Source organism: Streptomyces sp. NPDC057854 (assembly GCF_042797055.1).
In the GTDB taxonomy this organism is placed as follows: Bacteria; Actinomycetota; Actinomycetes; order Streptomycetales; family Streptomycetaceae; genus Streptomyces.
The window spans coordinates 134,992-160,937 of sequence record NZ_JBHVMF010000012.1; the positions used below are offsets into that span (position 1 = coordinate 134,992).

Below are 25,946 nucleotides of genomic sequence, written 5' to 3' on the forward strand. Positions count from 1 at the left end.
GGTGAAGCGGCACGACGACGTCGGGCCGGACGGCACGGAACATGGGAAAGGAAGACGGGAACAGGACGCGCGGGGGCGGTCAGCCCAGGCGCTCCGGGACCGGTACGACCCCCTGGACGGCGTCCACCAACCGCCGGACCTCGGAGGCACAGGGATGCCGGAGGGATGCCACGTACAGGCGGTCGAGGGCGTCCGGAAGGGGCGTCGCCGCCCGGACCAGCACGCCGAGCAGCAGCGGCCCGCGGTCGTCGCCGGGGCGGGCCGCCGCCAGCCACTCCTCCGCCGTCCCCAGCCACGTGTGCGGACCCGAGACGGCGATCAGGGCGTGCCAGGCGGTGGTGAGGGTGTCGCGGGTTCGCGCGTCGTCGAGAAGCGGCCCCGACCCCGTGCCCGCCTCCAGGAGCACGGGCGGGGCGACGGCGGCACGGAAGAGGCGCGCGTCCGCCGGGACGCTGTGCCGCGCCAGGCCGCGGGCGAGCCGGTCCAGCAGCTTGCGGTACAGACGGGCGTCCGTCCGGGCCAGCCGCACGAGCCGGTCGTCCGCGCCGGACGCCTGGCCACTGCCCCCGCGGGCCAGATGGTGCAGGCGTACCAGCGCCTGATCAGGGTGGCTCGTGGCGATCTCGTCGGCGGACACGGCGACGAGCACCCGCGCCGTCCACGCGTCCATACGGGTGTCCCGCGACCACTCATAGAGGTGCTTGCGGAACGCCCGGCCGGCCAACGGGTCGCTGAGCGCGTGCCCGAGCACCTGGACGGCGGCCTGCAGCAGCGGGGGTTCGTCCCGGCGGCTCCACATCCGGGCGACGTCGAGCAGCTGCCCCTGCTGCCCCAGCCGGAGCATCTGCTCGGCGAAGGCCGCCACGAGCTCGTCACGGTTCCGGTCGCTGAGTCCGGGAAGCCGGAGGAGGGCGTCGACCCAGCGCCGGAAGACGTCCCACAGGTCCGGGCGGTTGGTCCAGAAGTGATCGCGGACCGCCGGGGCGAGGCCGGGCCGGCGGAATTCCACGGACCCGTCCGGCCGGACCGTCACGTCGACGCGATCGAGCCGCTCGCTCAGATCGTCGTGCTCGAACACCGGACGGTCGTCGCGGGGGTGCGCGACGGCCGTCAGAAGCCGCTGGTGGGCGTGGTGAAGGACCTCGACCCGCGCGCCGGGCAGCATCGCGGCGGTCAGGAGCAGCGCCCGCTGTCCGCCGTCGGTCAGTTTCCGCACCTGCTCCGCGACCGCGTCGCCGGGACGGACCAGCCTTTCGAGTGCGGCGGACGACCATAGCTCGGGTTTCGCACCGGGGTCGGCGCGCCGGGCCTCGCCGATGAGCGGGGCGAGTTGGGCCACCTCGCTCAGCGCGGGGCGTCCGGCCAGGAAGGCGTGGACGGCCGGCGCCAGCTGCTCCGGGGCGAGGACGTCCGGCACCTCCTCCGCCCGCAGGGTGCGCATGAGGACACGCATGGCGTCAGGGCGTTCGATGGTGACGCGGTGAATCACGAGCTCGTCACCGACCGGCGCTCCGTGAGGAAGGATCACCACCAGGTACGCCCGGTGCTCCCGGACGCTCTCCAGCAGCACCGGGAGCTGACGCTGCAGCGTCGTCCAGACCGCGTGCGGCAGGTCGGAGAGGTCGAGCAGCAGCCGGTCGGCGTCGCCCACGTGGTCGCCCGACAGCGCGAAGCCCGCGCCGTCGTCCTCGGGGAGGAGACGACGGGCCGCGTGGGGGTCCGGAAGGTCCTTGAGGAGCATGCGCGCCGCGGTGTCGCGCCCGCTTCCCGGTGGAGCGTCGATCAGGACGGTTCGCTCGGCCCCCAGCGCGAGAGCCGCCGTGCGCATGCCGCGGGGCGGGACGAAGCGGTGCCCCAGCCACTCCAGGTGGGCGTGCGACAGAGGCGGTGAGACGGGGACGCGTACCGCCGAGCCCACGACCTGGTGGAAGTGAAGGTAGTTGTTCTGCGTGCCCGAACCGGAGTTGACCGGCCCGGACGGGTTCTGGACGCTCGTGAACGCCGCCTCGCTCATCGGCCGTCGGCCTCGTCCCTCTCCGTACGCCCGAAGCGGTGCGAGATGCCGCCGTGATTGTCCCCGGCGACATAGGCCGCCCCGGGGCCGGTGAGGTGCGGGCGGTGCGTGTGGGTCTGGTTGTTCTGCGTGCCGGACCCGGTGTTGACCGGGCCCGTCGGGTTGGTGACGACGGTGTCGATCCGGCCGATGTCCCGGCTCTGGATGCTGAAGCCGCTGTTGCCGCCTGCCAGCGCGTTCTGGGTGGTGTCCGTGCCGCGGACGTCTTCCGCGCCGGCCGCCTCGGCGTGCCGGTCGGCGAGGCGGGGGACCAGCTGGACGATGGCGTCCCCGATCGCCGCCGTCCCCTCGGCGTGGCTCTGCGAGTCGATCCGCAGTGAGTTCAGCTCGGCCAGCGGCTCCAGCTCCGGCGGCAGCGCCGCGGGAGAGAGCCGTTCCGTCCGGCGCCCGCGCAGGACGGGGATCACGTGGACGCCGCAGCGCCACGCCTCCAGGATCTCCACGCGCACCCAGTCGTCCTCCCGGCGCAGGCCGGGGTGGCCGGCCCAGTCGGGGCCCATCACCGCGAGCAGGACACTGCTGCGCCGCACCGCAGTGCGCAGAGCGGACGGAAAGCGCTCCCCGGGCCGGCCGGAGCGCCCCGAGTAAAAGACGGCGTCGTCGCCGAAGCGGGTCCGCAGGGCCTCGTCGAGCAGAGCGGCGATCTCGTTTCCGTCACCGGTGCGGTAATTGATGAAGATCTCAGCCACGCGATGCTTCCTCTCGTGCGGGGTCGGGCGGGAACGGGTCCTGCAGCGCCGCGGCGAACCTCGGGGCGAGGTCGCGGGCGTGCGCGTTGCGGGGGTGCCGGGCGAGGACCCGGGCGAGCCGGCGCAGATCGGTCCGGATGGTCGCCGAGGCCAGCGCCTCGCTCTCCGCCAGCAGCGGGACGGCGAGGGCGCACGCGTGATCCACCTCGCCCGCGACCGCGTGGGCGAGGGCCCGGCGGACTCCGTAGCGGACGCGGGTGCGGGTCGCCCGTGCCGGGATCCGTGCCACCTCCCGGTCGAGGACCTCGGCGGCCTGCCGCGGCAGACCGAGGTCGAGCAGACACCAGCCGGTCGTCATGGCCGTGGGGTCGGAGAGGTGGGTGGTGCCGATGACCGGAAGGGCGCCCGCGCCGCCGTCCGCCGCCGCCCGGCCGAGGAGCGTCCTCGCCCGGTCCAGGGCGCGCAGACACGCGTCCCGGTCGCCGCTCAGGGCGTGCCCCTGGGCCTCGCGCTGCGCGGCGAGCCCTCTGATGCGGGCCGGTAATCGTCCGGCCTGGGCGCCCTGGACGACGTCGACGGTGGTGTGGGCGTCCCCCGCGTAGAAGGCCAGCAGCCCCCGGCGGACGAGCGCGTACGCCTCCAGATGAGGATCGCCGCCGGCCGCCGCCAGACGCACGGCGTGATCCGTCCAGGCCAGCGCGGCGTGCTCGTCGCCGCTCTCCTGGGCCATCCAGCCGGTGTACTCCGCGAACCGCGAGGCGAGCACGTACAGCTCCCGCGCCGAGCGGGCTCCCGCGCCTTCGGCGAGTGCGGGAAGGGCCCGGGTCTGCGCCTCCAGGGCGGGCAGGACGGCGGCCGAGGGCGCCGTCTGGCCCAGCGTCCGGAACTGGTCGAACAACGCGCGCACCCCGTCCACCAGCGGGCCGCCCACTCCGTCGGCGGCCCGCTCCACGGCCTGCGCCCCCGAGGCGGCCCCGGCAGGCGGCACACCGAGGGCGAGCGCCGAGACGGCCGCGGTGGCCATGACGCGCCGCCGGCCGAGCAGAGCCGGCGCCCCGCCGGGCGGGGGCGCCAGCGCGGCCAGCGCACCGCCGGCGCCGAGCGCCGCGTCGCACAGCCGGGCCAGCTCGGCGGTCGGACGCTGGGCACCCGTCTCCACCTTGCTCAACTGGCCCTTGCTGTAGTGCACGCGCGCGGACAGACCGTCCAGCGTCATCCCGGCCGCCAGCCGCCTGCGGCGCAGCTCCGGGCCGAACTTCGACAACGTCCCCACCTCGTGCCCCCTCGTGATCGATCCGCTGCCAGCCTGGGGCCGCCGCCGGAGCGGCAACAAGGCGGTGCCCGCTGTTTCACGTTTCCATCGGCGCGGGGGAGAGTGACAGAGCGCCGATTCGGCCACGGGTGTGGCCGACCATGGACATCGGGCACTGTCGGTGGCGTCTGGTAGGTATGGGGCTGTGAGCAGCGAGAAGGGGAAGGGCGGGGGCGGCGAGGGGGTGGAGCAGCTTGCGCTGATCCGGGAGACCGTGCGGAAGGCGAAGGTGCCGAAGGCCAAGCCGCGGACGTGGCGGGGGGCCGCGCTCGCGAAGGAGCTGCCGGTCGCGCGGGTGGTGGTGAACAAGGGGGCGCTGCACCTCGACCAGTTCTTCGACTACGCGGTGCCGGAGGAGCTCGACGAGGTCGCCCGGCCCGGGGTGCGGGTGCGGGTGCGGTTCGGGGCCGGTTCGGGGCAGGTGCGGGGCGGGCGGCGCGAGGGCGGGCGGCTGATCGACGGGTTCCTCGTCGAGCGGCGGGCCGTCTCCGACTACTCCGGGCCGCTGGCCGCGCTCGCCGACGTGGTGTCGCCCGAGCCGGTGCTCGGGCCCGAGCTGCTGGGCCTCGCGCGGGCGGTCGCCGACCGGTACGCGGGGAGCCTCGCCGACGTGCTCCAGCTCGCCGTGCCGCCGCGCAGCGCCGCCGCCGAGCGGCGGTCCTCGCCCGCGCCGCTGCCGCCGCCCGCGCCGCCCGCGCCGGGCACCTGGGGGCGGTACGAGCAGGGGGCGGCGTTCCTGGAGTCGCTGGCGCGCGGCGGGACGCCGCGGGCGGTCTGGACGGCGCTGCCGGGGCCGCACTGGGCCGAGGAGATCGCCCGCGCGGTCGCCGCCACGCTCGCCTCCGGGCGCGGCGCCCTCGTCGTCGTGCCCGACGGGCGGGCCGTCGGACGGGTCGACGCGGCGCTGACCGGCGTCCTGGGGGAGGGGCGGCACGCCGTGCTCACCGCCGAGGCCGGGCCCGAGAAGCGGTACGGGCAGTGGCTCGCCGTGCGGCGCGGCTCCGCGCGCGCGGTCGTCGGCACCCGCGCCGCCATGTTCGCGCCCGTCCGCGACCTGGGCCTCGTCGTCATCTGGGACGACGGCGACGGCAGCCACAGCGACCCGCACGCCCCGCAGCCGCACGCCCGCGAGGTGCTGCTGCTGCGCGCCGCCCACGACCGGTGCGCGTTCCTCCTCGGCTCCACCGGCTGCACCGTCGAGGCCGCGCAGCTCGTCGAGTCCGGCTGGGCCCGGCCGCTCGCCGCCGGCCGCGACCAGGTCCGCAGGGCCGCGCCCCTGGTCCGTACCGTCGGCGACGACCTCCTCGCCCGCGACGAGGCCGCGCGCGCCGCCCGGCTGCCGTCGCTCGCCTGGGAGACGCTGCGGGACGGGTTGCGCACCGGCCCCGTCCTCGTCCAGGTGCCCCGCCGGGGGTACGTGCCCCGGCTCGCCTGCCAGCAGTGCCGGACGCCCGCCCGCTGCCGCCACTGCGCCGGGCCGCTGGAGGCGCCCGAGCAGCGCGAGCTGCACTGCGCGTGGTGCGGGCGCGAGGCCCCGGAGTGGCACTGCGAGGCGTGCGGCTCCACCCGGCTGCGCGCCCAGGTCGTCGGCGCCCGGCGGACCGCGGAGGAGCTGGGCCGGGTCTTCCCCGCCGTGCCGGTCCGCACCTCCGGCCGCGACCACGTCCTCGACCGGGTCCCGGACCGTCCCGCGCTGGTCGTCTCCACCCCCGGCGCCGAACCGGTCGCCGACGGCGGCTACGCGGCGGCGCTGCTGCTCGACGGCTGGGCGCTGCTCGGCCGCCCCGACCTGCGGGCCGGCGAGGAGGCGCTGCGCCGCTGGCTGGACGCGGCCTCGCTGGTGCGCGGGCAGGAGGAGGGCGGCACCGTGGTGGTCGTCGCCGAACCGACGCTCCGGCCCGTGCAGGCGCTGGTCCGCTGGGACCCGGTCGGGCACGCCCAGCGGGAGCTGGCCGAGCGCGCCGAGCTGGGCTTCCCGCCGGTCTCCCGGATGGCCGCGGTCAGCGGGCCGCCCGAGGCGGTCGAGACGTTCCTGGCGGCGGCGGCGCTGCCGATGGACGCGGAGATCCTGGGGCCGGTGCCGCTGCCGGTGGTCCGCCCCGGGGCCGCCCGCCGGCCCGGTGACCCGCCGCCGGGCGAGCAGTGGGACCGCGCCCTGGTCCGGGTCCCGCCCGGCAGCGGCGCGGCCCTGGCGCAGGCCCTCAAGCACGCCCGGGCGAGCCGCCAGGCGCGCGGCACCGGCGACACCGTCCGGGTCAGGGTGGACCCGCCGGACATCGGCTGACGCGCCCGCCCGGCGCCCCCCCCGGGTACGACGACGGCCGCCGCCCCCTTCGGCCAGGGGGTGGCGGCCGGTCGTCGGCTCCGCGAGGTCAGCCGTTGCGCGGGCTGGGGAAGGCGGGCGAGCGGGGCTCGTCGCGGAGGGTGGCGCTCCCCGAGGTGGGCTGCGGCGGCATCGAACGGGCGGCCGGCACGGTCGGCAGCGTCCGGGTCGCGCCCGGTTCGGGGCCGCGCTCCGGCTCCGCGACGGGCTGCTGGGGCGCCCGGCGGGCCCCGTAACGGCGGTGGACGGCCTGCTTGGTGACGCCCAGCGCGGAGCCCACGGCGTCCCAGGAGAAGCCGAGGGAGCGGTCGAACTCGACGGCGGCGGTCACCAGGGTCTCGACGCTGTCGCGGAGCTCCTGGGCGAGCCGGACGGTGGGGGCGGGCGCGCGGCCGTAGACGACGAAGCCCGTGGACGGGCCGGAGCGGCGAGGGCGGTAGACATTGCCCAGCTGGGCCGTGAGCGTGCGCAGTGCGTCCACCTGCCGCCGGACCCGCTCGATGTCCCGCACCAACAGGTGCAGACTCGCCCGGGCTTGGGCGTCGTGGGTTGCGTGGTCGGCCATGTGAAAGCCTCTCGAACCGGCGATGGAGGGCGGGCCGCGGGGGGACGGCCCGATTCGGTCAATCTCTCTTGACCAACGCGCCACCGGGAGTTGGGTCACGCTGCGGGGGCGTACACGCATATGCGCGGGGCGCTCGTCGCCGCGTACGCCCCCTCACGCCCCGGGCCCGCCGACGCCAGGCGTTGGGGCCCCGCGGGCCTCTCGGGGAACTGCCGCCCGGACCGCCGCCGGGACCGCCGGCCGCACTCCGGGCCGGGGCGGGAGGCAGGTCCTAGACTGGTGCGTCGCTCGTAACGTCCCCGGACAGACAGGCAGTCGCCATCCATGAAGCTCGTGTTCGCCGGTACCCCCGAGGTCGCCGTCCCCGCCCTGGACGCCCTGCTCGCCTCCGGGCGCCACGAGGTCGCCGCCGTGGTCACCCGGCCGGACGCCCCGGCCGGGCGCGGGCGGCGGCTCGTGGCCAGTCCGGTCGCGCAGCGGGCCGAGGAGGAGGGCATCGAGATCCTGCGGCCGTCCCACCCGCGCGACGAGGACTTCCTCTCCCGGCTGCGCGAGATCGCCCCCGACTGCTGCCCGGTCGTCGCGTACGGCGCGCTGCTGCCGCAGAAGGCCCTCGACATCCCCGCGCACGGCTGGGTCAACCTGCACTTCTCGCTGCTGCCGGCCTGGCGCGGCGCGGCCCCCGTCCAGCACGCGCTGATGGCGGGCGACGAGGTGACCGGGGCGAGCACCTTCCAGATCGAGAGGGGCCTCGACTCCGGTCCGGTCTACGGCGTGGTCACCGAGGAGATCCGCCCCACCGACACCAGCGGCGACCTGCTCACCCGGCTCGCCTTCGCGGGCGCCGGACTGCTCGCGGCCACCATGGACGGCATCGAGGACGGCACGCTCAAGGCCGTGCCGCAGCCCGCCGAGGGCATCAGCCTCGCCCCCAAGATCGAGGTCGAGGACGCCCACGTCGACTTCGCCGCCCCCGCCCTCCGCGTCGACCGGGTGATCCGCGGCTGCACCCCGGCCCCCGGCGCCTGGACCGTCTTCCGCGGCGAGCGCCTGAAGCTGATCCAGGCCGCGCCCGTCCCCGACCGCGCCGGCCTCGCGCCCGGCGAGCTCGCGGCCGGCAAGAACAACGTGTACGCCGGCACCGGCTCGTACGCCGTCGAACTCCTCTGGGTCCAGCCCCAGGGCAAGAAGCCGATGAAGGCCGCCGACTGGGCCCGCGGCGTTCGCATCGCGCCGGGGGAGCGGCTGGGCGCGTGACCCTGCCGTCCCTCCCCGAGGGGTCGTGGTGGGACTGGGAGGTGCGCCGGTTCGACGGCAGCCGGCTCACCCTGGTCGCCGGGTACGACCTGACCTACCACCACGGGCTGGAGGTCGAGCTCACCGACACCCTCTACGTGCGATGCCCGACGGCCTTCACGGACCCCGTCTTCCGCGAGCCCACGCCCGCGGAACGGGCCGAGGCGGTCCGGATCACCGGCGGTCCGCCGGCCGTTCTCCTCGCCTTCGAGGCGGACGGGGGCGGCACCGGACCGGTGTCCTGCCTGATCGCCGCGGGCGGCTGCGCGGTGCGGCAGGGGCGTTTTCCCCGGTAGCGGCGGGCGGACGTAGGCTGGGAGGGTTCGACCCCTCATTTCGTCACGCGGAGCACCTTTGAGCGAGCAGGCACGTCGCCGTCCCCCCAAGCCCCACCGCCGGCCCAAGAAGGACCCGGTGCGGATGCTCGCCTTCGAGGTGCTGCGGGCGGTCGACGAGCGGGACGCGTACGCCAACCTCGTGCTGCCGCCGCTGCTGCGCAAGGCGCGCGAGAAGGACGGCTTCGAGGCCCGGGACGCGGCGCTCGCCACCGAGCTGGTCTACGGGACGCTGCGCCGGCAGGGCACGTACGACGCGATCATTGCGGCCTGCGTCGACCGGCCGCTGCGCGAGGTCGACCCGCCGGTGCTGGACGTCCTGTCGCTCGGCGCGCACCAGCTGCTCGGGACGCGGATCCCGCCGCACGCCGCCGTCTCCGCGACCGTCGAGCTGGCCCGGGTGGTGCTGGGCGAGGGGCGGGCGAAGTTCGTCAACGCCGTGCTGCGGAAGATCACGCGGCAGGACCTGGACGCCTGGCTGGCCGAGGTCGCCCCGCCGTACGAGCAGGACGCCGAGGACCACCTCGCGGTCGTGCACTCCCACCCCCGCTGGGTGGTCTCCGCGCTGTGGGACGCGCTCGGCGGCGGCCGGGCCGGCATCGAGGCGCTGCTGGAGGCCGACAACGCGCGTCCCGAGGTGACGCTGGTCGCCCGGCCCGGCCGGTCCACGGTCGAGGAGCTGGCCGGGGCCGCCGAGACCGAGCCGGGCCGCTGGTCCCCGTACGCCCTGCGGCTCACCGAGGGCGGCGAGCCCGGCGCCCTCGAAGCCGTAAGGGAGGGCCGGGCCGGCGTGCAGGACGAGGGCAGCCAGCTCGTCGCCCTCGCCCTGGCGAACGCGCCGCTCGACGGCCCCGACACCCGCTGGCTCGACGGCTGCGCCGGCCCCGGCGGCAAGGCCGCGCTGCTCGGCGCGCTCGCCGCCGAGCGCGGCGCCGCCCTGCTCGCCTCCGAGAAGCAGCCGCACCGCGCCCGGCTGGTCGAGCGCGCGCTGGCCGGCAACCCCGGTCCGTACCAGGTCATCGCCGCCGACGGCACCCGCCCGCCGTGGCGCGAGGGCTCCTTCGACCGCGTCCTGGTCGACGTGCCCTGCTCCGGGCTCGGCGCGCTGCGCCGCCGCCCCGAGGCCCGCTGGCGCCGCCGCCCGGAGGACCTCGACGGCTTCGGCCCGCTCCAGCGCGGCCTGCTCACCGAGGCGCTGAAGGCGGTCCGGGTCGGCGGGGTCGTCGGGTACGCGACCTGCTCGCCGCACCTCGCCGAGACCCGGGTCGTCGTCGACGACGTCCTCAAGCGGCTCGGCGGCGGCGAGCTGATCGACGCCCGCCCGTACTTCCCCGGCGTCGACGCGCTCGGCGACGGCCCCGACGTCCAGCTGTGGCCGCATCTGCACGGCACGGACGCCATGTACCTGGCGCTGATCCGCCGGACCGCCTGACGGTTTCCGCTGGTCCGTACCAGTACGTCCGGTGCCGGAACGACCGCGCACCGGACCGCGGCTCAGAAGTCCCCGAGAACGTGGCAGGCTTGGCACATGGCGCAGATCAATCCCAGCATCCTCTCCGCAGACTTCGCCCGCCTCGCGGACGAGGCCCAGGCCGTCGACGGCGCCGACTGGCTGCACGTCGACGTCATGGACAACCACTTCGTGCCCAACCTGACGCTGGGCGTGCCGATCGTCGAGTCGCTGAGCCGGGCGACCCGCACCCCCCTCGACTGCCACCTGATGATCGAGGACCCGGACCGCTGGGCGCCGCAGTACGTGGAGGCCGGCGCGGGCTCCGTCACCTTCCACGTGGAGGCCGCCGCCGCGCCGGTCCGGCTCGCCCGCGAGATCCGCGCCAAGGGCGCCCGGGCCTCGATGGCGCTCAAGCCGGCCACCCCCATCGAGCCCTTCGAGGACCTGCTCCCCGAGCTCGACATGCTGCTCATCATGACCGTCGAGCCCGGCTTCGGCGGCCAGGCGTTCCTCGACATCATGCTGCCGAAGATCCGCCGCACCCGGGAGCTCATCGCCAAGCACGGTCTCGAACTGTGGCTCCAGGTCGACGGTGGCGTCTCCGAGGCGACCATCGAGCGCTGCGCCGAGGCCGGCGCCGACGTCTTCGTGGCCGGCTCGGCGGTCTACGGGGCGGCCGACCCGGCCGCCGCGGTGGCCGCGCTGCGGGCCAGGGCGGACGCCGCCACGGCCGGTGCCGCCTGGGCATGTGGCCACTGAGCCTCCGGCCGGTGAACGCGGTCCGACGGGCCGCCGACAGGACTGATCAAGGCCCGCCGTTTCTGACAGGATGAACAGCGGGTCCAGAGTGTGAACGAACACGGACCGTGGACAGCGGTGCGTGAACAGCAGTGAGGAGATCGCGGTGGCGGGAATGTCGGCGGGACGGTCAGCCCTGCGGATGGGCCCCGCGGAGCTGGTGCAGGCGGCGGCCATGGCCCGCCGCTTCTACCTGGAGGGGAAGTCCAAGATCCAGATCGCCGAGGAGTTCGGCGTGAGCCGCTTCAAGGTGGCCCGGGTCCTGGAGACCGCTCTGGAGCGGGATCTCGTACGCATCGAGATCCGGGTACCGGCCGAGCTGGACGCCGAACGCTCCGACGCGCTGCGCGCCCGCTACGGGCTCCGCCACGCCGTCGTCGTCGAGTCCCCGGCCGAGGACGACGAGTCGCCCGACCCGGAGAACCTGGGCGAGGTCGCCGCCGACCTGCTCGGCGAGCTCGTCACCGAGGGCGACGTCCTCGGCCTGGCCTGGGGCCGCTCGACCATCCACATGGCCGCCGCGCTCGACCGGCTGCCCCCGTGCACGGTCGTCCAGCTCACCGGCGTGTACGACGCCGGGACCGCCGAGCGCGGCTCGGTCGAGGCGGTCCGGCGCGCCGCCCAGGTCTCCGGCGGCGAGGCCCACCCCATCTACGCGCCCATGCTGCTGCCCGACCCGGCGACGGCCGCCGCGCTGCGCAGCCAGACCGGCATCGCCCGGGCCTTCGAGTACTTCGACAAGGTCACCGTGGCCTGCGTCTCCATCGGCTCCTGGGAGCCGGGCATCTCCACCGTCCACGACATGCTCTCCGAGGAGGAGCGCGCCCACTACGCCTCCCTGGGCGTGGCCGCCGAGATGTCCGCGCACCTCTTCGACGCCGAGGGCCGCCGGGTCGGGCGCGACCTCGGCGAGCGGTGCATCACCGTCGAGGCGGACCGGCTGCGCCGGATCCCCGAGGTCGTGGCCATCGCGGGCGGCCAGCGCAAGGCGGCGGCGATCGGCGCGGTGCTCCGCTCCGGTCTCGTCACCAGTCTGGTCACCGACCGGTCGGCCGCCGACCACCTGCTCACCGAGTTCAGCCCGGGCCCGCGCCCGGCGCTCGACCGCACGGACCCGGACACCGGCGCCGGCCGCTGACGGCGGCCGCGCGGGCCGGGGGAGCCGCGGGCGTCCTCCGGCCGTGCGGGCGCGTCCCCGGGCGGAGCCGTGCGGGCGGTGACAGCATCGGCACATGATCGCTCGCTGCGTCCGGTTCGGGCTCGCGCTCCTGGCCGGACTCTCGCTGCTCCTCACCGGCTGCTCCACCGGGACGGGCACGCCTACCGCCACCGCCGCCCCGTCCCGTACCACCGCCGCCCCGGCCGCCCCCTCGGCCCGGGGCGTCTCCGGTCTGCCCGTCGTCCGCGAGGCCGAACTGCCGCCCGAGGCCCGGCACACCCTCGCACTGATCCGGGCCGGCGGACCCTTCCCGTACGCCAGGGACGGCGCCGTCTTCGGGAACTTCGAGCGGATCCTGCCCCGCCGGGAACGCGGCTACTACCACGAGTACACCGTCCGCACCCCCGGCGAACGCGACCGCGGCGCCCGCCGCATCGTGACCGGCCAGGAGGGGGAGAGGTACTACACGGACGACCACTACGCGAGCTTCCGGGAGGTGGTCGCGGATGACCCTCGATGACGCCGTCGTCCTCGACCTGCACGGGGTCACCGACAAGACGGCCTTCATGAACCGCTGCGTCCGGACCCTCCCGCTGCCCGTCTGGTTCGGGCGCAACTGGGACGCCCTCGCCGACCGCCTCGCGGACATGCGCGAACCCATGGCGATCGTGGTGACCGGCTGGCAGGCTTACGCCGAGGCGGAACCCGACGACTGGGCCGTCGCGCAGGAGGTCTTCTCCGCGGCGGCCCGCACCAGCCGTGAGGGCCTCGCCGTCCTCCTCGCCCTCGGGGGTTGGGAGGATCGCACGAACCGCACCGCGCCAGCCTCGGACGATCCGCCCGGGGCGTCCCGCGCCCCCGGCGTGGGAGAATGAACTACGTGCTTTTTCCCCTGGCTGAAATGCCTAGGGGCCGATCCGAACGACTGGGATGTCAGCACGTGCGTTTCCTCAATGACGTCAAGCCGCCGTACGACCTCACCTACGACGATGTGTTCATGGTGCCGAGCCGGTCGGCCGTCGGCTCCCGTCAGGCCGTGGACCTCTCCTCGCCCGACGGCACCGGTACGACGATCCCGCTGGTCGTCGCCAACATGACCGCGATCGCCGGCCGGCGCATGGCCGAGACCGTCGCCCGCCGCGGCGGCCTCGTCGTCATCCCCCAGGACATCCCGATCGAGGTCGTCACCGAGGTCATCTCCTGGGTCAAGGGCCGCCACCTGGTCCTCGACACCCCGATCGTGCTGGAGCCGCACCAGACCGTCGCCGACGCCCTCGCCCTGCTGCCCAAGCGGGCGCACGAGGCCGGCGTCGTCGTCGACGAGCACCGCCGCCCCGTCGGCGTCGTCACCGACGCCGACCTCACCGGCGTCGACCGCTTCACCCAGCTCGCCGAGGTCATGTCCAAGGACCTCCTGCTGCTGGACGCGGACATCGACCCCCGCGAGGCGTTCAACACCCTGGACGGCGCCAACCGCCGCTACGCCCCCGCGGTCGACGCGGACGGCAAGCTGGCCGGCATCCTCACCCGCAAGGGCGCCCTGCGCGCCACCCTGTACACCCCGGCCGTCGACGCGAACGGCAAGCTGCGGATCGCCGCCGCCGTCGGCATCAACGGCGACGTGGCCGGCAAGGCCAAGCAGCTCCTCGACGCGGGCGTCGACACCCTCGTCATCGACACCGCCCACGGGCACCAGGAGTCGATGATCAGCGCGATCCGCACCGTCCGGGCGCTCGACCCGCAGGTCCCGATCGTCGCCGGCAACATCGTCGCCGCCGAGGGCGTCAGGGACCTCATCGAGGCCGGCGCCGACATCATCAAGGTCGGCGTGGGCCCCGGCGCCATGTGCACCACCCGCATGATGACCGGCGTCGGCCGCCCGCAGTTCTCGGCCGTGATGGAGTGCGCCGCCGAGGCGAAGAAGTACGGCAAGCACGTCTGGGCCGACGGCGGTGTCCGGCACCCGCGCGACGTCGCCATGGCGCTCGCCGCCGGCGCGTCCAACGTGATGATCGGCTCCTGGTTCGCCGGCACGTACGAGTCCCCCGGCGACCTCCAGCACGACGCCCAGGGCCGCGCCTACAAGGAGTCCTTCGGCATGGCGTCCGCCCGTGCCGTCAAGAACCGCACCAGCGACGAGTCCGCCTACGACCGCGCCCGCAAGGCGCTGTTCGAGGAGGGCATCTCCACCTCGCGGATGTTCCTCGACCCGACCCGCCCGGGCGTCGAGGACCTGATCGACTCGATCATCGCCGGTGTCCGCTCCTCCTGCACCTACGCCGGTGCGGGCTCGCTCGCCGAGTTCGAGGAGAAGGCCGTCGTCGGCATCCAGTCCGCCGCCGGCTACGCGGAGGGCAAGCCGCTGCACGCCAGCTGGAGCTGACCCCCCCCGGCTCCGCCCCGCCCGATCGTGAACCCGCGCCCGGCCTCCCGGGCGCGGGTTCACGCGTACCGGCGGAGCGCCCCGGCGACCGCCTCCGCCAGCCGGGCGTGGCCCGCGTCGTCGGGGTGGAGGCCGTCCGCCAGGTGCTCCGGGCCGAGCAGCGGGCGGCCCGGGAGCAGCGCCAGGCGCGGATCGTCCGCCGCCAGGTCGCGGACCGCCCGCTCCATCGCCCTGCGCAGCTCCGTGAGCGTCGCGCCCACCGCGTTGCGGGTGTGCTCGGCGGCCGGGCGCAGGACCGGCGAGACGACGAGCAGCGGGGTACGGGGGTGCCCGCGGCGGATCACGGCCACATAGGCCCGTACGGTCGCGTACAGCCACTCCGGGGTCGCGGGGGCCCGGTCCCAGCAGTTGGTGCCGAACGCGAGGGTCAGCAGCTCGCCCGGGAGCCGTGCCAGGTGCTCCGCGAGGACCAGTTCGCCGCGGGCCCCGCCCGCGTACCCGAGGTTCACCGGATCGACGCCCAGCGTGCGGCCGGCGGCGGCGGGCCAGGCGTGCGCGGGCCGGGTGGCCCACCAGCCCTCCGTGATCGAGTCGCCCTGGACCAGCCAGCGGGGCCGCCGCGGGGCGGGGGAGAGGGCGCCGCCGACGCCCCGCAGGGCCCGCACGACGGGCGCCTGGGCCTCCGGCAGGTGGACCGTGAACTCCCCGCCGCCGGGCGGCAGCCGGAGCCGTACCTCGCCCCGTGCCGCCGGCTTCGCGAAGACCTCGCCGACGCACCGCCCGCCGCTCCAGAGCGCGAACGCGTGCCGCAGCGACCGGAGTTCGTCCCCGTCCGCCGGCACGGCCGCCCGGTAGCGCAGGTCCACCGCCGTCGTGCCCGGCTCCGCCCGGAACTCCACCCGGACCCCGATCGGCAGCGCCGCCCGCTCCGCGACGTCCCAGGGCAGCCGCGCCCGGTCGGCGGGGTCGGCCCGGACCGGCCGGTCGCCGTCCCGCCACGCCGTCCCGCGCAGGAAGGGCTCGGGATCCAGCCAGCTCACACGGCACCTCCGTCTCGCGCGCGCCCTCCGGTCGGCCGCGTGCAGGGTGGTCCACCGGGGGCCCGGAGTCAAGGGACGCGGCACACCCTCCGTCCTGTCCCCGATGTGTCGATTCATGCGGAGGCGTGCAATGTTTCCCCGTCCGAGCCCGAAGTGCGCAATGATCATCCATCGTTGCGCAACAACACTGCGTTACAAGTGCGAAGCTGCTGCCTTAGGCTCATGCCTCGTACCAGGAGTGGCGGGGACCGCCTGCTCGGCGGACTTCCTGCCCCCGTGGGCTGCCTCGGCGTGCCCGCGCGTCCGGCACGGGTCCGTCGCCGTCCCCGTCGAACCGACAGGCAGCGATAAGGAGCCCCCGCAGTGCTGGACCACGGCGCAGCCCCACCGGTCGAGTCCCCGACCGGCCGCAAGACCCCGTTCCTGACCGCCCTCACCCGCCGCAAGCCGGTGGAACGCCTGGTCGCGGAGGGTGGGCAGGGTGAGGGCGGCAGTCTTCGCCGTTCGCTCTCGATGTGGCAGCTGACCATGATCAGCATCGGTGCCACGCTCGGCACCGGCATCTTCGTCGTCCTCGGCGAGGCCGTGCCGGAGGCCGGCCCCGCGGTGACGCTCGCCTTCGTCTTCGCCGGCCTCACCGCGCTCTTCTCGGCGCTCTCGTACGCCGAGCTGGCCGGCACCATCCCGGTCGCGGGCTCCTCCTACTCGTATGCGTACGCAACGATGGGCGAGCTGGTCGCCTGGGTGTGCGGCTGGTGCCTGATGCTGGAGTACGGCGTCTCGGTCGCCGCCGTGGCCGTCGGCTGGGGCGACTACCTGAACGAGCTGCTCGACGGCACGCTCGGCGTCACCCTCCCCGCCGCGCTCAGCGCGCCGCCCGGTGACGGCGGCGTCTTCAACCTGCCGGCGCTGATCGTCGTCGTCCTCGCGATGGTCTTCCTGCTCGGCGGCGCCAAGGAGTCGGCCCGCGCCAACACGATCATGGTCGTGGTGAAGATCGCCGCCCTGGTGCTCTTCTGCGCCGTCGGCTTCCTGGGCTTCCAGTCCGGCAACTACGCCGACTTCATGCCGCTCGGCCTGAGCAGCGTCGGCGCCGCCGGAGCCGTGCTCTTCTTCTCGTACATCGGCTTCGACGCCGCCTCCACGGCCGGCGAGGAGGCGAAGAACCCCACGCGCGACCTGCCCCGGGCGATCATGCTCTCGCTCGTCATCGTCACCGCGCTGTACGTCCTCGTCGCGGCCGTCGCCGTCGGCGCCTGGGACTGGAAGAAGTTCGAGGGCACCGACGCCACCCTCGCCGCGATCATGAACGACGTCACCGGACAGAGCTTCTGGGGCACCCTGCTCGCCGCCGGCGCCGTGATCTCCATCGCCAGCGTGGTCCTCACCGTCCTCTACGGCCAGACCCGCATCCTCTTCGCGATGTCCCGCGACGGCCTCGTGCCCAAGGTCTTCGGCAAGGTCGACGCCCGCACCGGCACCCCGCGCACCAACACCCTCATCGTCTCGCTGCTCTGCGGCGGCCTCGCGGCCGTCGTCCCGCTCGGCGAGCTGGTCAACGCCACCAGCATCGGCACGCTCTTCGCCTTCGCGCTGGTCAACATCGCGGTCGTGGTGCTCCGCTTCACCCGCCCCGACATGGAGCGCTCCTTCAAGGTGCCCTTCGGCCCGGTCTTCGCCGTCCTCGGCTTCCTCTGCTGCGGATACAGCATGTACAGCCTCGACCTGATCACCTGGGTGTACTTCGGTGGCTGGATGGCCGCGGGCCTCGTGTTCTACTTCCTGTACGGCATGCGCCGCTCCCGACTGGCCACCGACGCAGAGAAGTGACCCACCCGTAGTGCGACTCAACGACCTCGACGAACGCATCGTCCACGCCCTCGCGGAAGACGCCCGCCGCAGCTACGCCGACATCGGCTCGCTCGTCGGTCTCTCCGCCCCCGCCGTGAAACGGCGCGTGGACCGGCTCCGGGCCGAGGGCGCGATCACCGGTTTCACCGTACGGGTGGACCCGGCCGCGCTCGGCTGGGAGACGGAGGGCTTCGTCGAGATCTACTGCCGCCACAACACCTCGCCGGACGACATCCGGCGGGGTCTGGAGCGGTACCCGGAGGTGGTGTCCGCGTCGACCGTCACCGGCGACGCGGACGCCCTCGTCCAGGTCTTCGCCTCCGACATGCGCCACTTCGAGCGCGTGCTGGAGCGGATCGCGGGCGAGCCCTTCGTGGAGCGCACCAAGTCGGTGCTGGTGCTGTCGCCGCTGCTGCGGCGCTTCTCCTCGGGCTCGCCCGCCTGAGGCGCTACCCGGCCATGCCGTCGTAGACCCACGGCAGCACCCGGAAGTCCCCGCCGCCCCGCACGACCTTCTCGTGCGGGGCGGCGGCGTTGCAGGGCGGCACCTCGTCGGTCTGCGGGGCGGACGCCAGCCAGCTGTAGCCCAGCCGGTCCCGCTTCCCGTCGTCGTACACCGACACCCCCACCCGCCGGTTCGCCAGGCCCGGCACGTTCGTCTCCTCGACGATCCCGGTGACGGTCGCCACCGGGCCGCCGGTGGCGAGGCAGTCGACCCGTACGGACGCGGTGAACTCCCGCTCCCCCAGCGAGTGGCGGTACCGGAAGGTGCCGGTGGCGGCCCTCGGGTCGTCGCGGTCCGCCCAGGCCAGGTGCGCGTCGAAGGCGAAGTGGACCTTCTCGCCGGTGGCCGGGGCGCGGTCCAGCCAGGCCGCTCCGGTCAGCGCGGCCGCCTCGCGCGGCGCGCCGCCGTCCCGGGCGGGGGCGGCACCGGCGGCGCCCGCGGTCCCGGCCGCGAGCAGCAGGGCGACGGCGACGGCGGCGGTCTTCGTAGGGCGGTTCATGGCGGTCCTTCCGGCAGGTCGATCGGACGCGCCCCACTCTTCCGCCCGGGCCCCGGCCGGTCGTCGCGCCGGCGGACGATCCGGGGGTACGCCGCCGGTCGGGGAGCGCGTACGACCCCGGACCGATCTCCACGCAACGAATCGCCACTCCGGTCGCACATCGTGCAACGGTTCGACGGTCGGTCCGCAACGGTCCCGTCTTGTCCGGGCCGAGCCCGGAACCGTACCGTTTTGGACGTCTCCCGGAGACGCCCCTCCCTCCCCTCCGCCCCCACGAGGACCACCATGCCCGCGTTGCGCACCGCCCTGCTCCAGAGCTCCGGACAGCTCGGTGACGTGACCGCGAACCTGCGGATCCTCGACGAGGCCGCCGGCCGGGCCGCCGCCGCGGGGGCCGGCCTGCTGCTCGCCCCCGAGCTCTTCCTCACCGGCTACGCCATCGGCGCCGACATCGCCCGCCTGGCCGAGCCGTCCGACGGCCCGTCGGCCCGCGCGGTCGCGGAGATCGCCGCCCGCCACGGCCTCGCCGTCGGCTACGGCTACCCCGAGCGGGACACCGAGCGGCACGGCGTGATCTACAACGCCGCCGCGCTCTTCGGCGCCGACGGCGCCCCCCTCGCGCACTACCGGAAGACCCACCTCTTCGGCGACTTCGAGCTGAAGTGGTTCACCCCGGGCGACGAGCCCCTGGTGCAGGCCCGGATCGGCGACCTCACCGTCGGGCTGATGATCTGCTACGACGTCGAGTTCCCGGAGAACGTCCGGGCGCAGGCGCTGGCCGGCACGGACCTCCTCCTCGTGCCGACCGCGCTGATGCACCCCGCTGAGATCGTCCCGCTCTCCGTGGTGCCGGTGCGCGCCTTCGAGAACCAGCTCTACGTCGCGTACGCCAACCGCGCCGGCACCGAGGGCGACTTCGAGTTCGTCGGCCTCTCGGCGCTCGCCGGCCCCGACGGCACCGCCCGGGCCCGCGCGGGCCGCGGCGAGGAGTTGGTGATCGGCGACGTCGACCCCGGCTTCCTGGCGGCCTCCCGCGCGGAGAACCCGTACCTCCGCGACCGCAGGCCGGGCCTGTACGGCTCCCTCGTCTGAGCCGCCCCCACCGCCTCTCCCACCCGTTTTCCGTGCAAGGAGTCCGTACCCCATGACGTCCACCGTGCCCAACGCCGTCGAGCACGCCGACGAGCAGCAGCCGCCGATCACCATGTTCGGCCCGGACTTCCCGTACGCCTACGACGACTTCCTGGCCCACCCGGCCGGCCTCGGCCAGATACCCGCGACCGAGCACGGCACCGAGGTCGCGGTCGTCGGCGGCGGCCTGTCGGGCATCATCGCCGCGTACGAGCTGATGAAGATGGGCCTCAAGCCCGTCGTCTACGAGGCCGACCAGATCGGCGGCCGGCTCCGCACGGTCGGTTTCGAGGGCCCGGAGACCGAGGGGCTGACGGCGGAGATGGGCGCCATGCGCTTCCCGCCCTCCTCCACCGCCCTCCAGCACTACATCGACCTGGTCGGGCTGACCACCCGCCCCTTCCCGAACCCGCTGGCCGAGGCCACCCCCTCGACCGTCGTGGACCTCAAGGGCGAGTCCCACTACGCGGAGAGCATCGACGACCTGCCGCAGGTCTACCGCGACGTCGCCGCCGCCTGGAACAAGTGCCTGGACGAGGGCGCCGACTTCTCCGGCATGAACCGCGCCATGCGCGAGCGGGACGTCCCGCGCATCCGCGAGATCTGGGCGAAGCTGGTCGAGAAGCTCGACAACCAGACCTTCTACGGCTTCCTCTGCGAGTCCGAGGCGTTCAAGTCCTTCCGGCACCGCGAGATCTTCGGCCAGGTCGGCTTCGGCACCGGCGGCTGGGACACCGACTTCCCCAACTCCATCCTGGAGATCCTGCGGGTCGTCTACACCGAGGCCGACGACCACCACCGCGGCATCGTCGGCGGCTCCCAGCAGCTGCCGCTGCGCCTGTGGGAGCGCGAGCCGGAGAAGATCGTCCACTGGGCGCAGGGCACCTCGCTGGCCTCGCTGCACGAGGGCGGGCAGCCGAAGCCGGCCGTCACCCGGCTGAACCGCACGGCGGGCAACCGGATCACCGTCACGGACGCCTCCGGCGACATCCGCACCTACCCGGCGGCGATCTTCACCGCCCAGTCGTGGATGCTGCTGTCCAAGATCGCCTGTGACGACTCGCTCTTCCCGATCGACCACTGGACGGCGATCGAGCGGACCCACTACATGGAGTCCTCGAAGCTGTTCGTGCCCGTCGACCGGCCGTTCTGGCTGGACAAGGACGAGGAGACCGGCCGGGACGTCATGTCGATGACGCTGACCGACCGGATGACCCGCGGCACGTACCTCCTGGACGACGGCCCGGACAAGCCGGCCGTCATCTGCCTCTCGTACACGTGGTGCGACGACAGCCTGAAGTGGCTGCCGCTGTCCGCGAACGAGCGGATGGAGGTCATGCTGAAGTCGCTCGGCGAGATCTACCCGAAGGTCGACATCCGGAAGCACATCATCGGCAACCCGGTGACGGTCTCCTGGGAGAACGAGCCCTACTTCATGGGCGCCTTCAAGGCCAACCTGCCGGGCCACTACCGCTACCAGCGGCGCCTGTTCACCCACTTCATGCAGGACCGCCTGCCCGAGGACAAGCGCGGCATCTTCCTCGCCGGCGACGACATCTCGTGGACGGCCGGCTGGGCCGAGGGCGCGGTGCAGACGGCGCTCAACGCGGTGTGGGGCGTGATGCACCACTTCGGCGGCGCGACCGACGCCACCAACCCGGGCCCGGGCGACGTGTACGACGAGATCGCCCCGGTCGAGCTGCCGGAGGACTGATCCCCGGGGCTGCTACGGCCTGGCCAGGGGCGTGAGCAGCATCCGCCCCACCAGGCCCACCGAGCGGTCCAGCCGCTCGGTGAACTCGCCCGCGAGCCCGGGCAGCGCCCGCAGCTGCCACAGCGAGCGGGCGGCCAGCCAGGCCCCGTCGCGGGCCCGGTCCAGGCTCCAGCAACCGAGCAGGTGCGTCAGCGGGTCCGCGATCTCCAGGAGGTCCGGGCCCGGCATCAGTTCCTCGCGGATCCGCTCCTCCAGGAGGACGAGGACATCGCCGACCCGGTCGAACTCGTCCTCCAGGTCGGCGGGGGCGCACTCCAGGGTGTGGCAGGCGTCGACGACGGCGAGCGCCAGGTCGTGCCCGATGTGGGCGTTGATCCCGGCGAGCGCGAACTGGAGCGGCGTCACGCCGGGGTGGCGGCGGTAGTGGAAGAGGGGCCGCCAGCACGCCGGGCCGGGAACACCGGAGGCGTGGGCGTCGACGGCGGCGAGGTACCGCTCGGCGAAGCGCACGTCCAGGGTGGCCGCCGCCCGCCGGTCCCCGAAGGCGCCCGCCTCGATGGCGTGGCCGATCTCCTCGGTGACGGTCAGGTACACGCGGTTGAAGACGGCGACGCCGTCCGAGGGGTGCCAGGCCGCCCGCAGCGACCGCATCCGGTCCACGACGGGGTCGACCGCCACGAACTGCCCGATCCGTTCGTCCGTCCACTGGGTCTGCGCCATGGGGGCAGACTTCCAGCCGCCGGGCCCGGGAGGGAGTCTCCGGGGCCCGGCTTCGCCGGAACGGGCGAATACCTCAGCTCTTCGCCGCGTCGCCGGGCTCCGTGCCGTAGTCCTTCTCGTACGAGCTCGTCCCCGAGTCGAGCAGCGGCTCCTCCGCGGGCGCGGCCTTGAGGTGCGCCGGGGCGAAGGCGCGCAGCACGTGGTAGCCGGTGATGACGACGATGGTGCCGAGCGCGATGCCGCCGAGCTCGAAGGTGTCGGTGAAGGTCAGCTTCACGCCGCCGACGCCGATGATGATGCCGGCGGCGGCCGGGACCAGGTTGAGCGGGTTGCGCAGGTCGACCTTGGCGTTGATCCAGATCTGGGCGCCGAGCAGGCCGATCATGCCGTAGAGGATGACGGTGATGCCGCCGAGGACGCCGCCGGGGATGGCGGCGACGACCGCGCCGAACTTGGGGCAGAGGCCGAAGAGCAGCGCGAAGCCGGCGGCGGCCCAGTAGGCGGCCGTGGAGTAGACGCGGGTGGCGGCCATGACGCCGATGTTCTCGGAGTAGGTGGTGTTCGGCGGGCCGCCCAGGGCGGTCGACAGCATGGACGCGGCGCCGTCGGCGGCGATCGCGGTGCCCAGCTTGCCGTCGAGGTCGTCGCCGGTCATCTCGCCGACGGCCTTCACGTGGCCGGCGTTCTCGGCGATCAGGGCGATGACGACGGGCAGCGCGACGAGGATCGCGGACCACTCGAAGCTGGGGCCGTGGAAGGACGGCAGGCCGATCCAGTCGGCCTTGCCGACGCCGGACAGGTCGAGCCGCCAGTGGTCGGTGACCTCGCCGCCCGGGGACATCGAGTGGATCTTCCCGAAGACCAGGTCGGACACCCAGGAGAGCACGTAGCCGAAGACCAGGCCGAGGAAGATCGCGATCCGGGACCAGAAGCCGCGCAGGCACACCACGGCGAGACCGGTGAAGAGCATGACCAGCAGGGCCGTCCACTGGTCCTGCGGCCAGTACGTGGAGGCGGTCACCGGCGCCAGGTTGAAGCCGATCAGCATGACGACGGCGCCGGTCACCACCGGCGGCATCGCCGCGTGGATGATCCGGGCACCGAAGCGGTGCACCGCGAGACCGGCGAGGAAGAGCACCGCGCCGACGACGAGGACGGCGCCGGTGACGGTGGCGCTGCTGCCGCCGGAGGCGCGGATCGCGGCGGCCACGCCGACGAAGGACAGCGAGCAGCCGAGGTACGAGGGGACCGTGCCGCGCGTCGCCAGCAGGAAGATGACCGTGGCGACGCCCGACATCATGATCGCGAGGTTCGGGTCCAGGCCCATGAGCACCGGCGCGACGAAGCTGGCACCGAACATCGCGACCACGTGCTGGGCGCCGAGTCCGGCGGTACGGGGCCAGGAGAGCCGCTCGTCGGGGCGGACGACGGCCCCGGGGGCGGGCGTTCTCCCGTCCCCGTGCAGGGTCCAGCGCACGCCGAGGTTCATGAGGTCGCTCCCGTTCTCCGGTGCCGGCGGCCGTGGCGGGCCGTCGTGTCAGGGCCGTAAAAGATCAGCCATATGGTATGCGCCGGGACCGGCCGGGGGAGGGGTGCGGCGGAGCCGCCGGTACGGGCTCAGCCGACCGGGCCCGCGCTCTTCGCGGCGTCCGTGCCCGCCGGGGCCGCCGACGCCGCGCGCGGCGCGGCCCGCAGCACGCCCGCGCCCAGCACCAGGCCGAAGGACAGCGCGGTGACCAGGCCGAACGAGAAGACCAGCGAGGTGGCGTCGGCGATGCCGCCGATCGCGGACGGGGCGATCAGACCGGAGGTGTACGTGATGGTGGCGACGCCCGCGATGGCCTGGCTCGGGTTCGGTCCGCTGCGCGCGGCGGCGGCGAAGGCGAGCGGGACGACGACGGCGACCCCGAGGCCGAGCAGTCCGAATCCGGCCATCGCGGCGGCGGCGTTCGGGGCGAGGACGACCAGGACGCCGCCGAGGGTGGCGGCGGCGCCGCCGACCCGTACCGTGCGGACCGCGCCGAAGCGGTCCACGACCCGGTCGCCGACCAGCCGGGCCAGGGCCATGGTGAGGGCGAAGGCGGTGGTGGAGGCGGCGGCGAGACCGGCCGAGCCGCCCAGTTCGTCGCGCAGGTAGACGGCGGACCAGTCGAGGCTGGCGCCCTCGGCGAAGACCGCGCAGAAGCCGATGGCGCCGATCACCAGCGCGGACCTCGGCGGCAGCGCGAAGCGCGGCGGGGCCTCTTCCTCCTCGGCGGGCGCCGGGTCGAGGACGCCCTGGCAGAGGGCGAGGCCGGCGGCGGTGAGGACGAGCGCGGCGATCAGGTGGTGCAGGCGGGCGTCGCCGCCGAGGTGGGCGGCGAGGGTGCCGGCCGCCGAGCCGAGCAGCGCGCCCACGCTCCACATGCCGTGCAGGCCGGACATGATCGAGCGGCCGAGCCGGTTCTCGGTCTCGACGCCGAGCGCGTTCATCGCCACGTCGGACATGCCCGCCGTGGCGCCGTACACGAAGAGCGCGGCGCACAGGCCCCAGATGTTCGGGGCGAGCGAGGGGAGGGTGAGCGACAGGGTCCACAGCGCGAGCAGGCCGCGCAGCGCGGTCCGGGCGCCGAGGCGGTGGCTGATCCGGCCGGCCAGCGGCATCGCGACCGAGGCACCCAGGGCGGGGAAGGCGAGCGCCAGGCCCAGCTGGCCGGCGCTGACCCCGGCGTGCTCCTGGATCCAGGGGATGCGGGTGGCGAAGCTGCCGGTGACGGCACCGTGGACGCAGAAGACGGCCGCGACGGCGAAACGGGCCCGCCGGAGCCGTTCGGAGCTGAGGACGGTGTCCGCCGCCATGGGTCCCTCCCGGAGTCGCGTGGTGTGCCCGTAAACTATCAGGAACCCTGCCTGATAAATAGTGGTCCGGAGAGAAGACGGCGGGGAGGCGTCTGAGAGGATCCCCGCATGGCCGCATCCCCGAGCACCGCCCGGGCCCTCAACGACCGGCTCGCCCTGCGCCTGCTCCAGGACGAGGGACCGCTGACGGCAGCCCAGCTCAAGACCCTGACCGGGCTCTCCCGGCCCACCGTCGCCGACCTCGTCGAGCGGCTCAGCGGCTCGGGCCTGGTGCACGTCGTCGGCGAGGCCGGCGCCGAACGCCGCGGCCCCAACGCCAAGTTGTACGGACTCGTCGCCGACCGCGCCCACCTCGCCGCGCTCGACGTGCGTATGCGCTCGGTCTCCGTCACCGTCACCGACCTGCTCGGCACCCCGCTCGCCGAGGCGGCGGCCCCGGTCGGCGAGGACACCGGCACCGGCCCCGCCGTCGAGAAGGCGGTCGCCCTCCTGGAGCGCACCGCCCGGGAGGCCGGCGTCCAGCGGCTGCACACCGTCGCCGTCGGCGCCCCCGGCCTCATCGACCCGGCCACCGGCGAACTCCGCGACTCCACCGGACTGCCCGCCTGGCACCGCCGGCTCGTCGGCGTGCTCCAGGAACGGCTCCCCGCGCATGTGCTCGTCGAGAACGAGACCAACCTCGCCGCCGTCGCCGAGCTGCGCGAGGGCGCGGCCCGGGGGCGCGAGGACTTCGTGCTGCTCTGGCTCGGCCAGGGGGTGGGCGCCGCCGTCGTCCTCGGCGGCCGGGTGCGCCGCGGGGCCTCCGGCGGCGCCGGCGAGATCGGCTTCCTGCCGGTGCCCGGCACCTCCGGCCTGCCCTCGGCGCACGACTGCGCCGGCGGCTTCCACGAGCTGGTGAACACCGCCGCCCTCGACGCGCTCGCCGCCGGGCACGGCCTCGACCCGGCCGGCGCCCTCGCCTCCGGGCACCCGGCCTTCCTCGACGCCTGCGCCCGCCGGCTCGCCGTCGGCGCGGCGGCCGTCGCCTCCGTCCTCGACCCCGGCTGCGTGGTCCTCGCCGGCGAGACCGGCCACCAGGGCGGCCCGGAGCTCGCCGCCCGCGTCGAGGCCGAGCTGGCCGGGCTCTCCCCGCTGCGCACCGAGGTCCGGGCCACCACCCTCGGCGACACGGCCGTCCTGCGCGGGGCGCTGCTGCGGGCCCGGGACGCGGCGCAGGACGCGCTGTTCCCGTAGGGGGGCGTGGCCGGGAACGCGACCGCGC

Annotated in this window: 23 protein-coding genes; 14 read left to right on the forward strand and 9 right to left on the reverse strand. The window is 74.7% G+C overall.

All coding sequences use genetic code 11. From position 1 onward, the window contains the following. Positions 1 to 79: 79 nt before the first annotated feature. The 3 genes from ACFVQZ_RS19180 to ACFVQZ_RS19190 are packed head-to-tail and all read right to left on the reverse strand — an operon-like array spanning position 80 to position 4,036. Positions 80 to 2,014, reverse strand: a complete 1,935-nt coding sequence (locus ACFVQZ_RS19180; RefSeq protein WP_383624097.1) for a hypothetical protein — start codon at positions 2,012 to 2,014, stop codon at positions 80 to 82. Beyond that, a complete protein-coding gene (locus ACFVQZ_RS19185; RefSeq protein WP_030493620.1) occupies positions 2,011 to 2,763 on the reverse strand; it encodes a toll/interleukin-1 receptor domain-containing protein in 753 nt (250 codons plus the stop codon). The genes ACFVQZ_RS19180 and ACFVQZ_RS19185 overlap by 4 nt, the downstream gene beginning before the upstream one ends. Beyond that, positions 2,756 to 4,036, reverse strand: a complete 1,281-nt coding sequence (locus ACFVQZ_RS19190) for a helix-turn-helix domain-containing protein (RefSeq protein WP_383624100.1) — start codon at positions 4,034 to 4,036, stop codon at positions 2,756 to 2,758. The genes ACFVQZ_RS19185 and ACFVQZ_RS19190 overlap by 8 nt, the downstream gene beginning before the upstream one ends. Before the next feature lie 184 nt (positions 4,037 to 4,220). Between ACFVQZ_RS19190 and ACFVQZ_RS19195 the strand changes: the two genes are divergently transcribed. Beyond that, positions 4,221 to 6,359 carry a primosomal protein N' gene (locus ACFVQZ_RS19195; RefSeq protein ID WP_030493622.1) on the forward strand — a complete coding sequence of 713 codons (2,139 nt, stop codon included), beginning with the start codon at positions 4,221 to 4,223 and terminating at the stop codon, positions 6,357 to 6,359. Positions 6,360 to 6,447: 88 nt separating this feature from the next. Here ACFVQZ_RS19195 and ACFVQZ_RS19200 read toward each other — a convergent pair whose 3' ends face one another. Then, positions 6,448 to 6,963, reverse strand: a complete 516-nt coding sequence (locus tag ACFVQZ_RS19200; protein ID WP_030493623.1) for a hypothetical protein — start codon at positions 6,961 to 6,963, stop codon at positions 6,448 to 6,450. 324 nt (positions 6,964 to 7,287) lie between these two features. Here ACFVQZ_RS19200 and fmt point away from each other — a divergent pair, with 324 nt between their 5' ends. From fmt to ACFVQZ_RS19240, 8 genes are all read left to right on the forward strand, one after another. Next, positions 7,288 to 8,220 (forward strand): methionyl-tRNA formyltransferase, encoded by a 933-nt coding sequence (fmt, locus tag ACFVQZ_RS19205; RefSeq protein ID WP_383624105.1) that lies wholly within the window; start codon positions 7,288 to 7,290, stop codon positions 8,218 to 8,220. Beyond that, positions 8,217 to 8,555 carry a hypothetical protein gene (locus tag ACFVQZ_RS19210; protein ID WP_030493625.1) on the forward strand — a complete coding sequence of 113 codons (339 nt, stop codon included), beginning with the start codon at positions 8,217 to 8,219 and terminating at the stop codon, positions 8,553 to 8,555. The genes fmt and ACFVQZ_RS19210 overlap by 4 nt, the downstream gene beginning before the upstream one ends. Before the next feature lie 58 nt (positions 8,556 to 8,613). After that, positions 8,614 to 10,026, forward strand: coding sequence for an RsmB/NOP family class I SAM-dependent RNA methyltransferase (locus ACFVQZ_RS19215; RefSeq protein WP_383624108.1), 1,413 nt, complete (start codon positions 8,614 to 8,616; stop codon positions 10,024 to 10,026). A gap of 96 nt (positions 10,027 to 10,122) precedes the next feature. Continuing rightward, positions 10,123 to 10,806 (forward strand): ribulose-phosphate 3-epimerase, encoded by a 684-nt coding sequence (rpe, locus tag ACFVQZ_RS19220; RefSeq protein WP_383624111.1) that lies wholly within the window; start codon positions 10,123 to 10,125, stop codon positions 10,804 to 10,806. A gap of 121 nt (positions 10,807 to 10,927) precedes the next feature. Further along, complete coding sequence (locus ACFVQZ_RS19225) at positions 10,928 to 11,983, forward strand: sugar-binding domain-containing protein (RefSeq protein ID WP_081958952.1); 1,056 nt, start codon at positions 10,928 to 10,930, stop codon at positions 11,981 to 11,983. A 94-nt stretch (positions 11,984 to 12,077) separates the two neighbouring features. Then, complete coding sequence (locus tag ACFVQZ_RS19230; protein WP_383624115.1) at positions 12,078 to 12,524, forward strand: ribonuclease domain-containing protein; 447 nt, start codon at positions 12,078 to 12,080, stop codon at positions 12,522 to 12,524. Beyond that, positions 12,511 to 12,879, forward strand: a complete 369-nt coding sequence (locus ACFVQZ_RS19235; RefSeq protein ID WP_051787619.1) for a barstar family protein — start codon at positions 12,511 to 12,513, stop codon at positions 12,877 to 12,879. Before ACFVQZ_RS19230 ends, ACFVQZ_RS19235 begins: the two co-directional genes overlap by 14 nt. 65 nt (positions 12,880 to 12,944) lie before the next feature. Beyond that, positions 12,945 to 14,387, forward strand: a complete 1,443-nt coding sequence (locus tag ACFVQZ_RS19240) for a GuaB1 family IMP dehydrogenase-related protein (RefSeq protein ID WP_030493631.1) — start codon at positions 12,945 to 12,947, stop codon at positions 14,385 to 14,387. 59 nt (positions 14,388 to 14,446) lie between these two features. On the opposite strand, the gene ACFVQZ_RS19245 is transcribed toward ACFVQZ_RS19240, so the two are convergent. After that, positions 14,447 to 15,427: a GDSL-type esterase/lipase family protein gene (locus ACFVQZ_RS19245; RefSeq protein ID WP_383624120.1), complete on the reverse strand. Its 981-nt coding sequence runs from the start codon at positions 15,425 to 15,427 to the stop codon at positions 14,447 to 14,449. Between the two features lie 363 nt (positions 15,428 to 15,790). On the opposite strand from ACFVQZ_RS19245, the gene ACFVQZ_RS19250 reads away from it, so the two are divergent. Together ACFVQZ_RS19250 and ACFVQZ_RS19255 are read left to right on the forward strand one after the other, a co-directional pair. After that, the gene (locus ACFVQZ_RS19250; RefSeq protein ID WP_030493633.1) at positions 15,791 to 17,257 is read left to right on the forward strand and encodes an amino acid permease; all 1,467 of its coding nucleotides are present in this window, start codon (positions 15,791 to 15,793) and stop codon (positions 17,255 to 17,257) included. 10 nt (positions 17,258 to 17,267) lie between these two features. Continuing rightward, a complete protein-coding gene (locus tag ACFVQZ_RS19255) occupies positions 17,268 to 17,723 on the forward strand; it encodes an Lrp/AsnC family transcriptional regulator (protein ID WP_030493634.1) in 456 nt (151 codons plus the stop codon). A gap of 4 nt (positions 17,724 to 17,727) precedes the next feature. Here the strand turns inward: ACFVQZ_RS19255 and ACFVQZ_RS19260 are convergent, their stop codons facing one another. Further along, a complete protein-coding gene (locus ACFVQZ_RS19260; protein ID WP_383624124.1) occupies positions 17,728 to 18,282 on the reverse strand; it encodes a Repetin in 555 nt (184 codons plus the stop codon). Between the two features lie 285 nt (positions 18,283 to 18,567). On the opposite strand from ACFVQZ_RS19260, the gene ACFVQZ_RS19265 reads away from it, so the two are divergent. Both ACFVQZ_RS19265 and ACFVQZ_RS19270 read left to right on the forward strand, forming a co-directional pair. After that, on the forward strand, positions 18,568 to 19,374 hold the full coding sequence (locus tag ACFVQZ_RS19265; protein ID WP_030493636.1) for a carbon-nitrogen hydrolase family protein: 807 nt from the start codon (positions 18,568 to 18,570) through the stop codon (positions 19,372 to 19,374). 52 nt (positions 19,375 to 19,426) lie between these two features. Beyond that, positions 19,427 to 21,127 carry a flavin monoamine oxidase family protein gene (locus ACFVQZ_RS19270; RefSeq protein WP_383624128.1) on the forward strand — a complete coding sequence of 567 codons (1,701 nt, stop codon included), beginning with the start codon at positions 19,427 to 19,429 and terminating at the stop codon, positions 21,125 to 21,127. A 12-nt stretch (positions 21,128 to 21,139) separates the two neighbouring features. Here the strand turns inward: ACFVQZ_RS19270 and ACFVQZ_RS19275 are convergent, their stop codons facing one another. The 3 genes from ACFVQZ_RS19275 to ACFVQZ_RS19285 form a co-directional block, all read right to left on the reverse strand. Continuing rightward, positions 21,140 to 21,847 (reverse strand): DUF5995 family protein, encoded by a 708-nt coding sequence (locus ACFVQZ_RS19275; RefSeq protein WP_030493638.1) that lies wholly within the window; start codon positions 21,845 to 21,847, stop codon positions 21,140 to 21,142. 73 nt (positions 21,848 to 21,920) lie between these two features. After that, a complete protein-coding gene (locus tag ACFVQZ_RS19280) occupies positions 21,921 to 23,336 on the reverse strand; it encodes a solute carrier family 23 protein (RefSeq protein WP_030493639.1) in 1,416 nt (471 codons plus the stop codon). Between the two features lie 128 nt (positions 23,337 to 23,464). Continuing rightward, positions 23,465 to 24,685, reverse strand: coding sequence for an MFS transporter (locus ACFVQZ_RS19285; protein ID WP_030493640.1), 1,221 nt, complete (start codon positions 24,683 to 24,685; stop codon positions 23,465 to 23,467). A 108-nt stretch (positions 24,686 to 24,793) separates the two neighbouring features. On the opposite strand from ACFVQZ_RS19285, the gene ACFVQZ_RS19290 reads away from it, so the two are divergent. Next, positions 24,794 to 25,918 carry an ROK family transcriptional regulator gene (locus ACFVQZ_RS19290; RefSeq protein WP_383624133.1) on the forward strand — a complete coding sequence of 375 codons (1,125 nt, stop codon included), beginning with the start codon at positions 24,794 to 24,796 and terminating at the stop codon, positions 25,916 to 25,918. Positions 25,919 to 25,946 lie beyond the last annotated feature (28 nt).

Bases quoted from the DNA above. Each gene is read 5' to 3' on its own strand.
- ACFVQZ_RS19260 (WP_383624124.1), bottom strand. From the start codon at position 18,282: ATGAACCGCCCTACGAAGACCGCCGCCGTCGCCGTCGCCCTGCTGCTC.
- ACFVQZ_RS19235 (WP_051787619.1), top strand. From the start codon at position 12,511: ATGACCCTCGATGACGCCGTCGTCCTCGACCTGCACGGGGTCACCGAC.
- ACFVQZ_RS19180 (WP_383624097.1), bottom strand. From the start codon at position 2,014: ATGAGCGAGGCGGCGTTCACGAGCGTCCAGAACCCGTCCGGGCCGGTC.
- ACFVQZ_RS19270 (WP_383624128.1), top strand. From the start codon at position 19,427: ATGACGTCCACCGTGCCCAACGCCGTCGAGCACGCCGACGAGCAGCAG.
- ACFVQZ_RS19200 (WP_030493623.1), bottom strand. From the start codon at position 6,963: ATGGCCGACCACGCAACCCACGACGCCCAAGCCCGGGCGAGTCTGCAC.
- ACFVQZ_RS19265 (WP_030493636.1), top strand. From the start codon at position 18,568: ATGCCCGCGTTGCGCACCGCCCTGCTCCAGAGCTCCGGACAGCTCGGT.
- ACFVQZ_RS19275 (WP_030493638.1), bottom strand. From the start codon at position 21,847: ATGGCGCAGACCCAGTGGACGGACGAACGGATCGGGCAGTTCGTGGCG.
- ACFVQZ_RS19285 (WP_030493640.1), bottom strand. From the start codon at position 24,685: ATGGCGGCGGACACCGTCCTCAGCTCCGAACGGCTCCGGCGGGCCCGT.
- fmt (WP_383624105.1), top strand. From the start codon at position 7,288: ATGAAGCTCGTGTTCGCCGGTACCCCCGAGGTCGCCGTCCCCGCCCTG.
- ACFVQZ_RS19280 (WP_030493639.1), bottom strand. From the start codon at position 23,336: ATGAACCTCGGCGTGCGCTGGACCCTGCACGGGGACGGGAGAACGCCC.
- ACFVQZ_RS19230 (WP_383624115.1), top strand. From the start codon at position 12,078: ATGATCGCTCGCTGCGTCCGGTTCGGGCTCGCGCTCCTGGCCGGACTC.
- ACFVQZ_RS19290 (WP_383624133.1), top strand. From the start codon at position 24,794: ATGGCCGCATCCCCGAGCACCGCCCGGGCCCTCAACGACCGGCTCGCC.
- rpe (WP_383624111.1), top strand. From the start codon at position 10,123: ATGGCGCAGATCAATCCCAGCATCCTCTCCGCAGACTTCGCCCGCCTC.